Origin of the sequence: Colwellia sp. 20A7 (assembly GCF_009832865.1) — a bacterium.
In the GTDB taxonomy this organism is placed as follows: Bacteria; Pseudomonadota; Gammaproteobacteria; order Enterobacterales; family Alteromonadaceae; genus Colwellia.
The window spans coordinates 1627575-1644610 of the sequence record NZ_CP047130.1 but is presented as its reverse complement, the minus strand read 5'-3'; the positions used below and the strand labels follow the sequence as shown (position 1 = coordinate 1644610).

The 17036-nt window shown below is 40.6% G+C and carries 13 protein-coding genes; 5 read left to right on the top strand and 8 right to left on the bottom strand.

The window, feature by feature from the left end:
* Positions 1-102 precede the first annotated feature (102 nt).
* A complete protein-coding gene (locus tag GQS55_RS07095; RefSeq protein WP_159819246.1) occupies positions 103-627 on the top strand; it encodes a hypothetical protein in 525 nt (174 codons plus the stop codon).
* Between the two features lie 121 nt (positions 628-748).
* Positions 749-991 carry an SDR family NAD(P)-dependent oxidoreductase gene (locus tag GQS55_RS07090; RefSeq protein ID WP_159822626.1) on the top strand — a complete coding sequence of 81 codons (243 nt, stop codon included), beginning with the start codon at positions 749-751 and terminating at the stop codon, positions 989-991.
* Between the two features lie 184 nt (positions 992-1175).
* Here the strand turns inward: GQS55_RS07090 and GQS55_RS07085 are convergent, their stop codons facing one another.
* Positions 1176-1787, bottom strand: a complete 612-nt coding sequence (locus GQS55_RS07085; RefSeq protein ID WP_159819244.1) for an SDR family NAD(P)-dependent oxidoreductase — start codon at positions 1785-1787, stop codon at positions 1176-1178.
* A complete protein-coding gene (locus GQS55_RS20160) occupies positions 1771-1950 on the bottom strand; it encodes an SDR family NAD(P)-dependent oxidoreductase (protein ID WP_159819242.1) in 180 nt (59 codons plus the stop codon). Before GQS55_RS20160 ends, GQS55_RS07085 begins: the two co-directional genes overlap by 17 nt.
* Before the next feature lie 276 nt (positions 1951-2226).
* On the opposite strand from GQS55_RS20160, the gene GQS55_RS07075 reads away from it, so the two are divergent.
* The 3 genes from GQS55_RS07075 (at position 2227) to GQS55_RS07065 (ending at position 9104) form a co-directional block, all read left to right on the top strand.
* A complete protein-coding gene (locus GQS55_RS07075) occupies positions 2227-4638 on the top strand; it encodes a TonB-dependent receptor (protein WP_159819240.1) in 2412 nt (803 codons plus the stop codon).
* A gap of 214 nt (positions 4639-4852) precedes the next feature.
* Entirely contained in the window at positions 4853-5968 is a 1116-nt protein-coding gene (locus GQS55_RS07070; RefSeq protein WP_159819238.1) for a hypothetical protein, read from the top strand.
* A 682-nt stretch (positions 5969-6650) separates the two neighbouring features.
* Positions 6651-9104: a TonB-dependent receptor gene (locus tag GQS55_RS07065; RefSeq protein ID WP_159819236.1), complete on the top strand. Its 2454-nt coding sequence runs from the start codon at positions 6651-6653 to the stop codon at positions 9102-9104.
* A gap of 664 nt (positions 9105-9768) precedes the next feature.
* On the opposite strand, the gene GQS55_RS07060 is transcribed toward GQS55_RS07065, so the two are convergent.
* From GQS55_RS07060 to GQS55_RS07035, 6 genes are all read right to left on the bottom strand, one after another.
* Positions 9769-10962, bottom strand: coding sequence for an MFS transporter (locus GQS55_RS07060; RefSeq protein WP_159819234.1), 1194 nt, complete (start codon positions 10960-10962; stop codon positions 9769-9771).
* Between the two features lie 306 nt (positions 10963-11268).
* Positions 11269-12498 carry an MFS transporter gene (locus tag GQS55_RS07055; protein WP_159819232.1) on the bottom strand — a complete coding sequence of 410 codons (1230 nt, stop codon included), beginning with the start codon at positions 12496-12498 and terminating at the stop codon, positions 11269-11271.
* Between the two features lie 163 nt (positions 12499-12661).
* Positions 12662-14374 carry an FAD-dependent oxidoreductase gene (locus GQS55_RS07050; RefSeq protein ID WP_159819230.1) on the bottom strand — a complete coding sequence of 571 codons (1713 nt, stop codon included), beginning with the start codon at positions 14372-14374 and terminating at the stop codon, positions 12662-12664.
* Between the two features lie 200 nt (positions 14375-14574).
* Positions 14575-15432: an SDR family NAD(P)-dependent oxidoreductase gene (locus tag GQS55_RS07045; RefSeq protein ID WP_159819228.1), complete on the bottom strand. Its 858-nt coding sequence runs from the start codon at positions 15430-15432 to the stop codon at positions 14575-14577.
* A gap of 151 nt (positions 15433-15583) precedes the next feature.
* Positions 15584-16264 (bottom strand): DsbA family oxidoreductase, encoded by a 681-nt coding sequence (locus tag GQS55_RS07040; protein WP_159819226.1) that lies wholly within the window; start codon positions 16262-16264, stop codon positions 15584-15586.
* Positions 16265-16309: 45 nt separating this feature from the next.
* Positions 16310-16981, bottom strand: coding sequence for an SDR family oxidoreductase (locus GQS55_RS07035; protein ID WP_159819224.1), 672 nt, complete (start codon positions 16979-16981; stop codon positions 16310-16312).
* Positions 16982-17036 lie beyond the last annotated feature (55 nt).

Genomic DNA, 17036 nt, shown 5'->3' with positions numbered 1-17036 from the left:
TTCGATCGCATATCTAATATGGCTACAGCGCATCAGGTCTGCGATCTTCTCTGATCAGCATAACTAAGAAAATAACTTCATTACTAAAATAGGGAAACTCGGATGAAAGAAGAACAGCAAGTAAAAAAACCAACGCCCTTAGAAGGACTGATTATCACAGTAGTAATCGTTGTGGCAAGTGTTATCTGTATTTTACTGGGTAGCAAATTGTTCAATGTTACTTCATTTTTTGCCTCATTCCTGTTTCTCTGGTATTGGGCTGCCATAGAAGAAGCAAATTTTGATCGTTGGTTACCAACCTTTATAGGCGCATTTACTGGGCTTTTATTAGCTTTACAGTTAAAGTATTTACCGATGGAACTAGGGACAACAGGCATGATCGTTTCTATATTAATTTTGGTTTTTGCCGTTTATATACACATCATGGATTGGGTACCTATTGCGCTTAACAAAGCGGCAATGCTATTTCTTACAGTATTTGCAGCACCCTCGATATTAGAAATCATCGACCCGATTGAAGTAGCTACCGCAATAGCGCTAGGTGCTTTATTTTTCGGTAGTTTGATCAAGTTGGTGCAACTGGTTACTCCAACAAAAGAGCCAGAAAAAGTATTAGAAAAATTATAAATAATCAGCTCAAAGACTTATGAGCCTAAGGAAAAATAAGTATTGTGAGCTGCAGGTAACTGTAGAATGATGTAATGAATAATGAAATTAATACACTTTTTTCCTTAGTGGAAAAACAGCACTGGTAACTGGCGGCGCAAGAGGCTTGGGTGAAATGATGGCTAAGGGCCTACTTCAAGCGGGTGCGAAAGTTTATATTACCTCTCGTACGCCAGCTGATTGCGATGCTAAAGTTGAAGAGCTTTCCATTTATGAGGATTGCAAAGGTATTGTCGCGATGTGGCGACCACTACAGACTCATAATAATCTCAGACAAAGACCATTATATGCCACAAGTAAAGAAGACCGTCAAATCGATTCTTAATGATCATCAAAATAATTTAGAAAAAATGAGGCTAGCACAATATTCGAATCAATTCTGTTCGTTTTAGACCCGTTTCCCCTAGCTTATATTAATAATTTGAGAGGAAGGTAATAATGTCCCTATTACACCCCTATAAAAATTATTACCACTACCCTTATACAATAATAAAGACTTTATTTACCTATTAAAGTTCCCTACCCCCACTCACTTTGAGATCGTACCCTGTTGTAAAAGCTGCGCGCTCATCAGCTAAATAAAGCACACCAAAAACAACATCATCAACGCAGCCAATTCTGCCTACAGGGTGCCTAGCAATAGCTTCGAGACGAACATTTTCCTGATTAGTACCCAAAGCGGCAGCAACGGCTTTATCGGTTTCAGTAACCATTGGTGTATCAATGGTACCTGGATGTACAGAATTAACTCGAATATGCTGCCCCATCTTTGCAAACTCTTGAGCTGCACTTTTTGAAAACGATGTTAAGGCTGCCTTACTAGCCGCATACGTAGAAGAAAAAGGTACGCCGCCATATGAAGCCATCGACGATATATTAATAATTGAAGCCCATGGAGCATCATCATCACGTTTAAGTAAAAGAGGAACACATGCTTGAATACCACGGTAAGCACCACCTAAATTAACGTCCATGGCTTTTGCGACAGTTTCCCAAGGTGTTTCGGCAATTAAACCAAAATCTATACGGCCAGCACAATTTACGAGGATATCAAGAGACCCATCTGTAGTAGTAATAGAATTAACAACTGCGTCCCAGTTAGCACTATCGGGTAATATCAAGACGTCTAAATTCTATATTATCATCACCACTGAACGCTTCGGGTTCATTGTTAATATCCGCGGCCCAAACTTTTGCACCGTGCTCAGAAAAAGCTTTCACTACCGCCAGCCCTATTCCGCTTGAAGCTCCTGTTACAAATACAATCTTACCTTCAAATCCCATATTATTACTCCTCTTGTATTAAGTTTATTAGACACCCATACACTTATACACTAGTGCATATTTTATTAATAGGCGTAAATCACTAAATAGTACAACAGGTCGCAAAGTAAACTGTTCAAAAAAATACACTTGCACTAATGTAATTACTCTGTAATATTGTTTGTCAGTGCACCAGTGCATTAGTAGCAATAATAATAAAAAATAAATATAGAATAGCTAATACGCTATTACTACATCTAAAACACACGATATAGTGAAAAAACTTGAGGAATTACAATGTTCAACATACTCAAAAACAAAATAGCCCGCGCGATAACATTCCTATCGGGTGCCGCTCTGGCTATGCCCATATATGCTAATGCCGCAATAGCCGAAGACGCAACAACAGAGAATAAGAAACCTACGCTTGAAGTGATTATGGTTACAGCGCAAAAACGCATACAAAGCTTAAGTGAAACCCCTCTTTCTATACAAGCATTTGGAGGAGATGCTATGGAAAGTCTAAATATTAATGAAATACAAGATCTAACGACCCATTTAACCAACGTGAATTTTTCCAACACTTCAGGTCCTAGCTACATAACAATCAGGGGGCTCGGTACAGGGTCTAATACGTCAGCCGAACAATCTGTAGGTATGTTTGTCGATGGCATTTACGTAAGCCGCGGCTATCAATTTAATGCTCCCTTCCTTGATATAGAGCGTGTTGAAGTACTCAAAGGGCCTCAAGGAGTTCTTGCAGGTAAAAACTCTGTCGCAGGTGCGGTTGTCATTAATAGTCGCCGTCCTACAGACGACACTGAAGGGTATTTTCGCGCCGGCTACGACATTGAAAATGAAGGCTACACTTTAGAAGGCGCTTTCCAAGGAGCCTTAACAGACACTATTTTCGCTCGTTTAACCGCGATGAATAATTTCGAAGACGGCTGGATAGACACTAACTCTCGCATAGCCTCAGACGGCGTTACACAGCTTGAAGGCAAGAAAAACCAAAACACCAACAAAGTGCAAGCACTGCGTTTAGGTGTAGTATGGGAAGCAACTGACGACCTGTCTCTTTATGGGAAACTAGAGTCGTCTACAAGAAAAACGAAAGGTACACATTTTGGTTTGTTCGGCGTACAAGATGGGGTTGACGGACAAACAGCACTCGCTACTTTCGAGGCTATCGACCCTAATTTTGGTTATATTACTGATGGCGTAGCATCAAATGCCTATGCTGTAGAATATGACGAAGATTCAAATACTCTTGATATAACTAACGAAGGACAATTTATTAATGTGGATGCGCAGTCGGCAACCCTTCAATTTGATTGGGATTTGGGAGACATAGGCACCCTGACAGGTATATCAGGTTACTCTACTTTCGAAAGCGAAGAGTTGATATCACAAGCAATGGCTCCAATTGAATGGCTCACTTTCGAAGGCGATAAAGGAGCAGGTGGTGATCAACTTGATCAATACTCACAAGAAATCCGTCTTGTTTCACCTGGTAACGAGACAATTGACTATATAGTAGGTTTATTTTATATGGATCGTACTATTGAACAGAAAGGCTATCGTCAGAACTTTAGACTGACCTCTTTGGGTTTTCCAGCGTTTGCAGATTTCACCAGTGTGAGAACGTATAAAGAGCAAACAACCTCCCTTTCCGGTTTTGCCCAGATCACTTGGAATATAAGTGAAACTCTACGAGCAAACATTGGTGCACGTTATACTAATGAAACCAAAGAAAGACTTAAGCATTCAATTCAGCCAACATTTATAGTCGATATTCCTCCCGCTAACCAGGCTATGCTTGACGTTTTTGGAATAGTTCCATTCACCACTGAAGATATAGATCAAACTAAAATCGATGAAAACAACTTCGATCCAAGCGTTTCACTTCAATGGGATATTGATAGCAACAACATGCTCTATACATCACTAACTTCCGCGACAAAAGCGGGTGGTTTTAATTCAACAGCAACTAAATTGGACGGTTCTATATTTGATTCTGAAACATCAGATAGTTTTGAGGTAGGTCTAAAGTCTTCTTTAATGGATGGTCGAATAAATATCAATGTAGCCATTTTCAATTCCAAGTTTGACGACCTACAAGTGAGCACATTGGATCCTAATACAAGCGCCCTTACATTCCAAAATGCAGCAAAAGCAACTTCAGAAGGCATTGAAACCGATTTACGTTTTGCAGTCACCGATAACTTAGAAGTAGGTGGGGCTCTTGCTTATCTTGAAGCGGTCTATGATGACTACCCTGGCGCAAGCTGTTCTTCTGGAGAATCTATCGAGGCCGACTGCGATCTTACAACCTTCACAAGAAACACTGCAGGCGACTCGCTACGCTTCTCTCCTGAAGTCACAGGTAACTTATACGCCGACTACCGCTGGAGTCTGGACAACGGAATACAAATGGGTCTAAGAGGTGATCTAACCTACAGCGACGAGTATTTCTTTACCTCTCAAAATGATGCCTATGGCCTTCAGGAGTCATTTGTAAAAGCAAACCTAATGTTAGAAATAAAAAGCGAAGACGATAGCTGGCTTGTATCTATTGTTGGTAAAAATCTAACGAATGAAATAACGGCTAACTTTGGTGGTGCAACCCCATTGATAACAGGTGCGTACTGGGCGAATAGCAGTAAACCAAGACAGATTTTTATTAATGCGCAGTACAATTTCTTTTAAGAAGACCTAATGAGATAGAAATAAATTTTTATAAACACTAGCGCGTTTGCCAAATAAAATTGGGCAAACGCGCTATCTTTTCTGACAATTGACACTTAATAACTCAATGTTAAAAGATCTATGTGTTATTAATAAAAAAACATCCTTATTCAGCTGTAATAACAAGTCATATTAGACGTATTATGGTATTTTTCTACTAAAAACTGGAAATACAATGTTCAAAAAATCACCTAAAAATAATGAAATAGCATTATTAAATGATTCTTTATCAAAATATGAAGAATTGGGAATTAAAGAAAAATCTATTCAAATATGGGAAGACGGTATTAGAACACATGGAAAGTCTGGCACTTATGAGTGGTGGTATACCGATATGGAATTAAACGATGGTATAACGATTGTTGTCGTATTCTATACCAAGGATCATTTTGATCTAAAAGGTCCTGCCAGACCAACCGCAGAGCTCACCTTAACTTATCCTGATGGGACTAAAATTACACAAACCGTATCTGAGCCTAAGGGAACCGTTATTAATTCCTCAAAAGAAAAGGCTGATGTAAAAGTTGGGGACTGTTATCTAAAGTATGTAGAGGGTAATTATGAGCTCTACTTCAATGACGGCACAATAGAGTTTTCTGCCTTTATGGAATCAGCACTTCCCATGTGGCGGCCAGACACAGGACATTGGTATTTCGGTGATAAACAAGAAGACTTCTTTGCTTGGATTGTGGCTCAACCTTCATCAAACATCACTGCAACCCTAACAAGGGATGGCGTTGCCAAAGATCTAAAGGGTACAGGCTATCACGACCATAATTGGGGAAATATCCCAATGAATAAAGTCATTAACCATTGGTACTGGGGACGCGCTAAAGTAGGCGAATACAACATAATAGCCTCCGATATCATCACAGAAAAGAAAACTGGATACACGCGACTTCCCGTCATTATGATCGCAAAAAATGGGGTGATCCTAGAAGATAATCAGAAACTAACCACCGTTATTAGAAAAGATACAATACAACATCCAGTAACCGGCAAGTTTTACGATAATAGTATTACTTGGATTCAAAAATCAAATGACGGCACTGTATATAAAGTAGAAATGATACGAGATAGAGATATCGTTTCAGCGAGTCTACTTGAAATCATCTCGCCGTTTAAAAGAACAATAGCAAAAATTATTGGTATGAACCCAACCTACACAAGAACTTTAGGTGAGGTAATTCTTACCATTGAAAAAGACGGAGAGACTCAACAATTCAAACAAGAAGGCCTTTGGGAGCAGATGTTTTTCGGTAAAAATAAAGACGCTTATATCTATAATTAATTTTGACAGTGTAATGATACCAAGAGCTCTAGCATGAGTACACATTATAAAGAACTTAAATCAATTCCCAGTACTGTCTATACCCCAACAAAGCACTAGTGCTTTGTTGGGGTATAGACCCTCCATTATTTTGCCAATGTAAATAATAGCTGGCTATTGGGATTGAAAGCAACGATGTGATTGGATATTTAGATCATTTAAAAGATCACTTAGTTAGTTTATTGATATAAGTATCAACATCTAGTTGAACACTAAATTTATTGATTAATGTTTTTTGCGCGAATATTTAAGAGCACAGGTCAACTATCAGACGTCAATATTAAATGACAACATAATTATTAAGCTTAATCCTAAAAAACAGCTTTGGATTGACCGACCTAATATCTGTTTCATAAAAATTAGTACTAGGGTTTTTCGATTAGATATGTTCTTCCGGTCAGTAAAGCTTACTTTTGCTTAAGAAATTTAGCCCCAGAGAATAAACCCTAAGAGCATTATTTAATTTTCAAGTTGACATTCACATAACACCATGATAAAAAATGCACTAGTGCACTTTATAATAATATGATGTTATACACTAGTGTATAATGACAAGTTATTTCACTATTACAATAAAAAAGTCAAAAGTAGAAGTATTTCTGAATAGTAGCGAAGCAATCAAATAATCAAAAGAGCTCACAACATGAAACATAATAACTTTAAAAAGAAAGCAATAGCCATTGCAATTGGACTTACAACACTCAGCGGGGCAGCATATGCAGCAGAGCTGGAAGTGATCACCGTCACATCACAAAAACGTATCCAAACAATGGCTGACGTACCTGTTTCGATGCAGGTTGCCACGGGGGATATGCTAGACGAACTAAGTATTGTCGATTTTGGAGGGCTTGTTGAACGCTTGCCCAATGTGTACCTTGGCTCTTCGCCTAGCATAAGCTCAATCAGCATGCGCGGCGTTGGCACCGGAACTGATAATGCAGCAGCAGAACAATCAGTAGGCATGTACGTCGATGGTACCTACTTAAGCCGAGGCTTCCAATTTAATGCACCCTTTACTGATGTGGAACGTGTTGAAGTTCTTAAAGGACCGCAAGGTGTTTTACAAGGTAAAAATAGTGTAGCTGGCGCCATAGTGATTACCACGCGTCGTCCTACAGACGACTTTGAAGCGAGAGTACGTACCGGTTACGAAATTGAAAATGGTGGCTATAACCTTGAAGGAATGGTCTCTGGGGGGATTTCAGATAACCTTTTTGCTCGCGTAGTGGTCCAGAACAATTTAGTGGGTGGCTGGCTTGACACCAACTCTAGACTTTCACAAGACGGCGTAATGCTGAATGGGGAAAAAGACCAAAACGAAGATGAGTTCTCTATTTTTCGCTTGAGTTTGGTCTGGGAGCCTACTGACGACCTAACTCTGTTCGGAAAAGTTGAAACAGGTGAACGTAAAGTAAGAGGAACATCATTTAGCGGCTTGAAAAACCAACCTGGAGCAACTTACGCCGGCGTACCGATCGACGCCTTCTTTTTAAGTAAAGATCCTAACTACGACACAATCGATAATGGCGTAGTATCCAACGGCTTTAACTTTACCTACAACCCAGAAACCAACAAATTTGAGGCTGACAATAAACCTCTTGAAACAGCTGTTGATAGTGCTTCATTCACTGGTCAAATCGACTATGAAATAGAACAAGGTACACTGACGGGTATTACTAGCTATAGTGCGTTTGAACAATCGAGAGCAATGGTAACTACCATGGCCCCTACAGACTGGTTGGTTTTTCGAGACGAGAAAGGTGATGGTGGCGAAGAATTTGACCAATTGACCCAAGAAATCCGTTTTGTTTCCGCTGATACTGGAGCTTTTACTTACATTGTTGGCGCCTTTTACATGGATCGTAATATCAAATATGATGGAGCCACGTCCGCAATCAACTTTAGTAATGGCAATCTCCCATTTAGTAATTTCGATAATATCCCAGACGATTACCAAACAGCTTTTGTTTATCAATTTTTTGATGCTGCCAACGAGCGTCATTTTGATGAAAATACCGAATCATATTCTGCGTTTGGACAGGTTACTTGGAATGTTAACGATGATGTTCGTATCAATGTTGGGGCTCGCTATACCGATGAAACTAAGGAAGTAGAATACAGTTTTCAACCCGGTCCTCAAGGCTCAAATTTAGTGATTTTTGATCCTGTTTTATACCCAGGCCTTCCCGATTTGAACGCTTTCAGTAGGAGCGTATTCGGAGTTGAGTACTTTACAACAGCAGATCTCCCTCGCAGCAAAATTAGCAATAGTAGCTTAGATCCCAGTGTGTCTGTGCAATGGGACGTTAATCAGGACATTATGCTCTACGGTTCATATACTAAAGCGACTAAAGCAGGTGGTTTTAATTCATCAGCCAACAGTCCTGACATCACTAGTTTCGATTCCGAGAGGGCTACAGGCTATGAAATAGGTCTCAAAGGTAGTTTCCTTGAAGGCACTCTATTGGCAAATGTAGCTCTTTATAACACCTCATTCGACGACCTTCAGGTTTCTGCACTTGACAGCAATACTAATTCTTTTTTCTTCAAAAATGCTGCAGAAGCGACTACACAAGGACTAGAAGCGGATATTCGTTATGCGGTCACAGATAGTGTTGAAATTGGCGGCGCTCTGGCCTATCTAGACGCTACCTTCGATGATTTCCCCGGTGCGAGCTGTTCAGGTGGTATATCAAAAGAAGCAAACTGTGATCCTGTCACTAGCACTAGAAATGCGAAAGGGGATAAGCTTAGGTTTAGTCCTGATTGGGCCGGCAACCTTTATGCGACCTATAAATATGACCTATCTAACGGAATGAAACTCGACTTAAGAGGCGACTTAATCTATAGCGATGACTATTTCTGGGGTAGTCAAAATGATGCCTATATGGTTCAGGATGCTTTCACTAAGGTTGACTTTAGCGTAAACCTGACAAGTGAAGATGACGATTGGAAAGTATCACTTATAGGGAAAAACCTGACTGATGAGACAACTGTCAGCTACGGGGGTGCAACACCTCAAGCTATAGGCGCATACTATTCTAATGTTGACAAACCACGCCAGATATTCCTAACAGCTGAATACAACTGGTTTTAAACTTCAGGATAAACGGCAGCTTTCTAACATTCAATACTGCACAATAAAAGTGTAACTAGAGTGCAAACAAAATGAAGTGAAAACGCTTGAATCTAAGCGTTTTCATTTTAAATGGGCATCCTTGTAATATCATACTATATCGATGATCATTCAAAAAATACTTTTTAAACAAATAAAAACGCTTAGGGAACACAAAAGAGTTTGTAGCCGCGAGCAAAAGGAATGTGATCGAATAAAAGCTATTTTATTGCGTAACAAGGTCTGATCTTTGGTAAATATTGTTGAAGCGTTACTTATTCATGATAAAGCATCAAACGCTATATTGATGACTATTTTGATAAAGACAAACTAAAACCTCAAAATGGTTGCTCAGAAAAATAATCAATGATTAAAATCTATTCCCTCCATTAAATTCACTATCTCCATCTTTAAACCCCAACCTCTGATAAATGTACATACGATAGATAAGAGAAAACGGCTTAGTATAAAATCTCGCTCGCAATCGACCTAAATTTAAGATAATCCAATGCTTATCGCAAACGGTAAAGCTAACAAAGCTTTTAAAAGCTCCCTAGATTTTCGCTACGCTCTGTAAAAGTAATTTGAGTCTTCTTTTGCTATCTCATTAGCGCATTAATCCCTTAAGAGATATCACAGGATAATGTTAAACCCGTATCTTTTTTACTGAATGGCGTACCGTTACATGATCTAACTTTAGCGGCAACAGCAACATCGCTGAAAGCACCGTTATGCCGGTAAACACTGCGAACGGAAGTTGGTAACTTTCGTTAATGCCAAAGAGTGCTCCAATGAGCGGAAAACCCATAATGGCCAGAATACTCACTAGGGGCATCATTACGCCCATTGCTCGGCCATAACTCACTACCCCGTAGAGTCGTGCCATCATTGAACCCCACACTGGCAGCATACTCCCAGTCGTGAGCCCCAAGCCTACTGAGGCAATAGCCAAGAGTACAAAACTAGGTTCTAAGCTAAGAAGTTGTAGAGAGATAATAAGCAGGCACTGTGAAATCCATAACCCGTACTTGAGATTTATTTTGTCGGCCATTACCCCGAAAATTATTTTTCCAGATATCCCAGCAATCGACATGACCAAAATAAACATTGATGCTTGGGCAGGTGTACCCCCTGTCTGGGCTATAAAGGGGCCGATATTTGCAACAGTGGCAGTAAAGCACGTTACCAGTAGCCCCAGGCTGAGCCCTAGGAACCAATAAGAGGGATGAAAAATTATCTGCTTACTGGTGAGAACGGGATCTCCAACATCCGCTTCGCTGCTATCTGAATCGGTATCCGGCTCTGGTTCCATGCCGATATCAGACGGTTTTCCTCGGATCAAGATAAAAATTAGTGGTAAGATAATCAGGCAAGTTAACAATGCTACATACACGATCGTCTCACGCCACGAGCCAACCGCTAGGCAATAGGCCACAATAACGGGCATTAGTATGCCCCCGAATGATGTTCCCATTGCTGTAATCCCCAGAGCCTTACCCCGGTTACGGGTAAACCACCGAGTGACCACTGCACTGGTCGATACCGGCCCCATAAATGCCACCGCGACACCCGCTGTAATACCAAATGCCAAATTGAATTCGACGATACTGCTTGCATATGACATATACCACAAGCCTATAGCAGCAGCTAAGCCACCGCAGGTCATGGTCCAGCGGGCTGAAAATCGATCAATTAGAATACCGCCCACAGGCATCAACAACAATCCAAACACGGCAGCGGACATATTTGCGTACATGACACTTTGGAGAGATGCGTTAAACTCTTCTTTCAAGGGAACGATGAGTAAACTAAACGCATAAGTAAAAAAACCTGAAGTCAAAAAATTAGCCAGTATTGAACCACTGACTATTCGCCACCCATAAAACATTAATTAACTCCTCAGACTATTTAGTTGATAAAAAATTAAAGGCAAATAAGACAGCACTATATTTTGGAGTAAAATTATAAAACACAACGTTAAAAATTTGCATTGTAGTTAAAAAACATTCGCGTAACAGGGTTGGAAAATACTATCAGCTTCCTGTCAAACATGGAAAAAAGTCGTTACCTTGAACTACTCAAAGTTGGTTTAGTTCAGTTAGAGTTAAACAACCAAACTAACCACTTATGATTCGTTATGTTTTTGTTAACTCTCGTTAATTTTTTGTATTTTCAAACTGTTTCTTAAAGTCCCTATCAATAGTGACGACACAAAGACCGCCGCAGCCGTAGCGATAAGCACGATGCTAAAATTGCCATATTTATCATAGGTGGCGCCAAATGACATTGGTCCGAATGCTGATGCCACATACATCAACGCAATCACCGAACCAAATATTTTGGAGTAGTGTACACGCCCAAAAATACGGCTTATGATGTATGATAGTACGTCAAACTCAACCCCTGTTCCAAAGCCTGCAAGTCCCATTGCTAATAAGGCCATAGACATACTCAAGTCTTGTTGATTCAGTATCAAAAAAGCAACCGACAAAGACATAATGAGCGTGCCACCAACAACCCCAGGGTTGTATTTATCCAATAAAAAACCGCCAACAATACGACCTATGACTACAAATACGCCGAAAGCCGTTGCCGCAGTAACAACAAGACCTGCATCTGCACCACCGCTTGCAAGGATAACTTCCATATTAGTAATCAAGCCAGATACGGCAAATCCAATAGGCATATAGGCGATTGCAATAATCCAAAAACGCCAGTCTTTTAATGCCTGTTTAAACGTGATGTTAATAGTTGCTGATACCTCGTCTTCAATAAACTCATCAGAGGTATTATGTTTTTCTTCAGGATCCTTAAACCACATCAAAACCAAAGGAAAAACAATCACAAGTGGAATAATAGCTAATCCCAAATAAGTACCACGCCATCCAAACTCAACAATTAAGCCGGCCGTGATAGGTTTTATTAAAGCACCACCTAAGCCTGTACCAAGCAAGGTTAAACCAAGTGCTAAACCCAGACGCTTGTCAAACCACGAAGTAACCATTTTGGTCCAAGTAAGCGGTAAAGTACCAGCAAAGGCTAAGGAAGTAATTGATGCCAAAAGGTAATAATAAACAATATTATTTGTAAGAAATGAATGAAGCGCTATGGAAGCTACCGTCAGTAAAACCGAGATAAGTGTTACCAACCGTACCCCAAATTTATCGGATAGGTAACCCGCAATAGGTAAACTTAACACGATAGTGATGATACTGAACAAAGAAGCCAGTTGGATAGAACCATGTGACCAACCAAACTCTGCAGAGAGCTCAGGTGCAAGAGAGCCGACCGCATAAAGCAACATATTCGATCCGCTAAATGCTATACCTAACATAGCAGTTAATACAATTTTCCAACCTAATTTAAATTCTTTCATTTTAAAGTACTCATTTTATGGCAACCTAGCGTCTTATAGTTATGGTTATGGTTATGGTTATGGTTATATATTGTGGATCCTTCAGTTAAGTATCATAAAAAATAAAAGTTGCTTAATACGTCGTAATCGATGGCTTTCCATCAGCTATTTATCTGCTAAACTTTCACTTTACCTTAGCTAAAATATCCTTTGCCGCTAGGTAACCAAAAGTCAGTCCAGGTCCAATCGTAATACCACCACCCGGGTAGAATCCTGACATGATGGAGTTCATGTCATTACCACAAGCATAGAGGCCCTCAATAGGGTTATTATCTGTATTTAGTACCCTAGCAGCGCTATCGGTAGTCAAGCCGAGAGCAGTGCCTATGTCACCCGGCCATAATTTAATCGCATAAAACGGTCCCTGCTTTATTTCACCTAAACAAGGGTTCGGTGAATGTGCTTTATCACCCTGATACCGGTTATATTCAGTGCTGCCTTTTCCAAAATCAGGATCATGGCCTTGGTCAGCATATTTGTTCATCTGTGCTACTGTTTTTTGAAGTGACACGGCTGGAACTTCCAGCTTATCCGCGAGTCCAGAAATACTATCGGCTTTAATTAAATAGCCAGCATTTAATAGTTCCTTGTGTGCACTAGGTCCAGGACGAGCTAAACCTAACCCATATTTTTTTATAAACTGTTGATCACAAATTAGAAAAACTGGCCCAATAGAATCGGTCTTGCTCGTTTCGTGCATCCCTTGAACGAAAGTGTGATAAGAAGAGGATTCATTAGTAAAACGTAATCCACTGCTATCCACCGCAACCGATCCTGGCTTCAGACGATCACCCAGTAAATGTGGGTATTTAACTTCTTCACCATTTTCTTTATGCCATACTGACACCGGTACATAAAACGCGGCTTCTGACTGTTCTTTTGAAAGCATTCCCCCTGCTTCAATACCTAAGGTAATTCCACCACCGGTATTACTGGCAGGAGCCATGCTGATATGTGTTTCAGGCGAACGTAAATTTGACTTGCGCCATTCTGGGTTATGAGGCGCTCCTCCTGCTGCTAGCACAACACCACCACGAGCCCGAACATCTATATTCTGATTGTCATATTGTTTACTATTAAGCTTAATGGAAACACCGCTTACGCGACCATTTTCCTTAATCAAAGAAGTCGCCTCAGCTTGGTTCCATAACCGAATATCCATGTCGATTGCAGACTTCAACAACGAACCTATTAGCGCATTACCGTAAACTAAACGCGTGCCGCGGGAGTACTTTAATCGGTCCATAAAATAGCGACCAACCAATTTGAATAGATGAGCAGTAGCCGACCAAGAACGGCCAAGTAACGCTGCAGCCTCGGCATCCTCCAGCGTTACCATCATTCCACCTAACGCCATAAATTGTGGTAATTGAGGTCTTAATTTATCAAAGTTTTTACCGAGTAGTCTACCGTCAAATACAGAGGTATCGAGTGTTCGCCCAGCGGACACCGAGCCTTTAAGTTCAGATTGATAGTCAGGCGCTACATCACGGACAATAAACTTTGCTAAGGTATGTTTTTCAAGAAAGTCCAAAGCTTCTGGCCCTGCATTAAGAAATGCATCCACCTTATCTTGTTGCAGATGATCCCCAATAACTGATTTTAGATAAGTGAGAACCTGATCACGATCATCAGGTAACCCTGCTTTTTTGGCGTGCGTTGATTCAGGGATCCACAGTGCACCACCTGAAATGGCGGTTGTTCCACCAAAAAATTCAGACTTCTCAACAATGAGAACCTCTAAACCACCAATCGCTGCCGTTAAAGCGGCGGAAAATGCTGCCGCACCCGATCCAATAACAATGACATCGACTTCTTTTGTTAATGAGTTATTCAAATGCACCTCGTTACAATGGAAAGCATAGATATGCATGTGGATAAAGAATATAACTAATGTTAGTTATCAAGGTAAAATACAAAAATAATACCCATATCACTAACTACGTGTTTACATAGTTAGTGATATTGGTAATAAACCGAGTTAAGGAACCAATCACTTGCCTCCTTAACTCGCCATTCAATATTTTGCAACATTCATTATTTTACGACATGTTGCATAAAGCTTGCTGACTGCTCCGGCGAAAGCCCATGAAGACCGGCCATACCATTGTGTGTAAGCCCACCATCAGGGAAAAAGTTAGTACCCGTAACCCACTTAGAATCATCCGACGCGAAGAATGCAACTACAGGCGCAATATCGGCAGGCTCGCCCATACGGCCTAGACTAAAGATCATATCTCTGACCTTTTTGGTCGTATTAACTAATTTCTCAGCCTCCTCGTATGAAATACCCTGGCGCATCGCGTTGGATGCTATAATATGTCGCCCTTCGACAGAGCCAATTGCTAAGCTATTGAAGCGTATGTTGTTACAACCGTGCTCTACCGCTAAAGTCACCATAAGCGCCTGAAGTGCGCCTTTGGCTGCGCTGTACGCGGCAATGTGTTTGATACCAACATTCGCGGTCATTGAAGAGCTAACCAATACCGAGCCACTTTGCTGTTTAATCATCGTTGGAAGTGCTGCACGAATGGGTAACCACTGGCCTGTTACTTCTAGTTCAAGACATTTTGTAAAAAAGTCTTTATCTTGATCAAGCGCTTCTGCAACCCAAACTTCTCCAGCATTCGCCCAAACTGTATCAATGCGACCAAACTTTTCAACAGTTTTCGCCATTACTTCTTCACACTGCTCTTCCGAACGAGTATCAGACACCATCGTTAATACTTCAGCTCCTGCAGCACGAGCACCCGCAGCCGAGGCTTCTAAAGCATCTTCTCGGATATCAGTTAAAACGAGTGTTGCTCCTTCTTCAGCACAGCGTTTTGCAGCCGCTGTTGCAATAGAACCACCGCCGCCAGTCATAACAATTACTTTTTTATCAAGTCGTTTCATAGTTCACTTTTCCTGTATATATACATAAATAAATAATATCTAAATGATTCTTTTTAGATTACCACCAAATAATGCACTAGTGTAATTAAAGTGTCAACACACTAATTATATACTAATGCAATTAAATGAAATATCTCATTTCACTTTAGCTTTATGCTCTACCATCTAAGATATTTTCGATAAAGCGTTGTAGTACTACTTCGTCCTGAGCCCCATTGGTACTATGATGTCCATTGATAAAAAAGGTTGGTACTGAATTGACGCCCATTTCTATGTATTTATAAATATCGTGAGCGAGCTCCTTCGCGATAGCGTCATCCTGCAAAATATGGCGGGCTTGATCAGGCTCCATACCCGCCTCACTTGCTATACTCACTAGGGTTTCTCGATCCGATATGTTTTTCAGGTCAGTGAAATTTGCCTTAAACAAAGCCAGTTTCAATGCCAGTTGTTGCTCAGGACTTTCTGCGGCATGTAATAATTTATGCGCCTCAAAAGTGTTGTAAACCCGTGATTCTGGTCCTGCATTTAATGCCACGCCATGCTCACGAGCAACAGCTTTAATACGTTCATGATAAGCAGCGGCACCCTGGAGGGCAGCTTCTGAGGAACCGTATTTATCAATAATATGCTCTTTAACATCCTTACCTTCAGGCGGGATTTGAGGCATTAATTGGAAAGGTTTAAAGTTCACTTCAACCGAAAGTTCAGGTCGAGATCTTTTTAGGTTTTCTAATGTTTTTTCTAATTTTTTATAGCCAATAATACACCACGGACAGACAATGTCTGACACCATATCAATGCGCAATACTGACGTCTGTTCATTATTCATATAATCTCGTTCTTTTAGTTATAACCGTTATCCACTGTTGACGATTTAGGCCAACATCCCATTATCAAGTAACAAAGCGTGACCATTAACAATGGATGAACTCTGTGAAAAAAGCCAAACAACTGACTCTACGACATCTTCTGGAGAAGAAATTAACCCAGGGTTAGTTTTCATTATTGAAGATATATCTGCATCGCCAGCAGTTCTCTGCAACAATGGCGTATTTACGCCGCCGGGGCAAATAGCATTTATACGAATATTTTGTGCTCGGTATTCTTTAGCCGCTGTTTTTGTCAGGCCAATAACGCCATGCTTACTTGCACAATAAGCGGCGCCAGAATTAACCGCCGAAGCCAAGCCTGCGGTTGAGCTTGTGTTGACTATTACGCCCCCACCATTTTCAACCATGTGCTGTAGTTCATATTTCATGCATAACCATACTGCGGTGAGATTGATGGATAAAATTCTTCCCCAGTCATCCTCTGTTATATTCGCCGCAGGAACACCCAGCTTACCTTCAATTCCTGCGTTGTTAAACGCAAAATCTAAAGCACCAAATTGCTTGACGGTTTGTGCAACCATATTTTCCACATCATCACTTTTCGTCACATCCGTTTTGATGAAGATGGCTTCTCCGCCACTATTGACCACCCTCGACACTAAATTTTTGCCCGCAGTTTCGTTGATATCGACAATGGCGACTTTTACACCGGCCATGGAAAAACGAATCGTTGCCGCCTATCCAATGCCTGAGGCTCCACCTGTAATAAGA

Coding starts and splice junctions, on each gene's coding strand:
- GQS55_RS07075 (WP_159819240.1), top strand. CDS start 2,227: ATGTTCAACATACTCAAAAACAAAATAGCCCGCGCGATAACATTCCTA.
- GQS55_RS20160 (WP_159819242.1), bottom strand. CDS start 1,950: ATGGGATTTGAAGGTAAGATTGTATTTGTAACAGGAGCTTCAAGCGGA.
- GQS55_RS07035 (WP_159819224.1), bottom strand. CDS start 16,981: ATGGCCGGTGTAAAAGTCGCCATTGTCGATATCAACGAAACTGCGGGC.
- GQS55_RS07055 (WP_159819232.1), bottom strand. CDS start 12,498: ATGAAAGAATTTAAATTAGGTTGGAAAATTGTATTAACTGCTATGTTA.
- GQS55_RS07045 (WP_159819228.1), bottom strand. CDS start 15,432: ATGAAACGACTTGATAAAAAAGTAATTGTTATGACTGGCGGCGGTGGT.
- GQS55_RS07040 (WP_159819226.1), bottom strand. CDS start 16,264: ATGAATAATGAACAGACGTCAGTATTGCGCATTGATATGGTGTCAGAC.
- GQS55_RS07070 (WP_159819238.1), top strand. CDS start 4,853: ATGTTCAAAAAATCACCTAAAAATAATGAAATAGCATTATTAAATGAT.
- GQS55_RS07095 (WP_159819246.1), top strand. CDS start 103: ATGAAAGAAGAACAGCAAGTAAAAAAACCAACGCCCTTAGAAGGACTG.
- GQS55_RS07065 (WP_159819236.1), top strand. CDS start 6,651: ATGAAACATAATAACTTTAAAAAGAAAGCAATAGCCATTGCAATTGGA.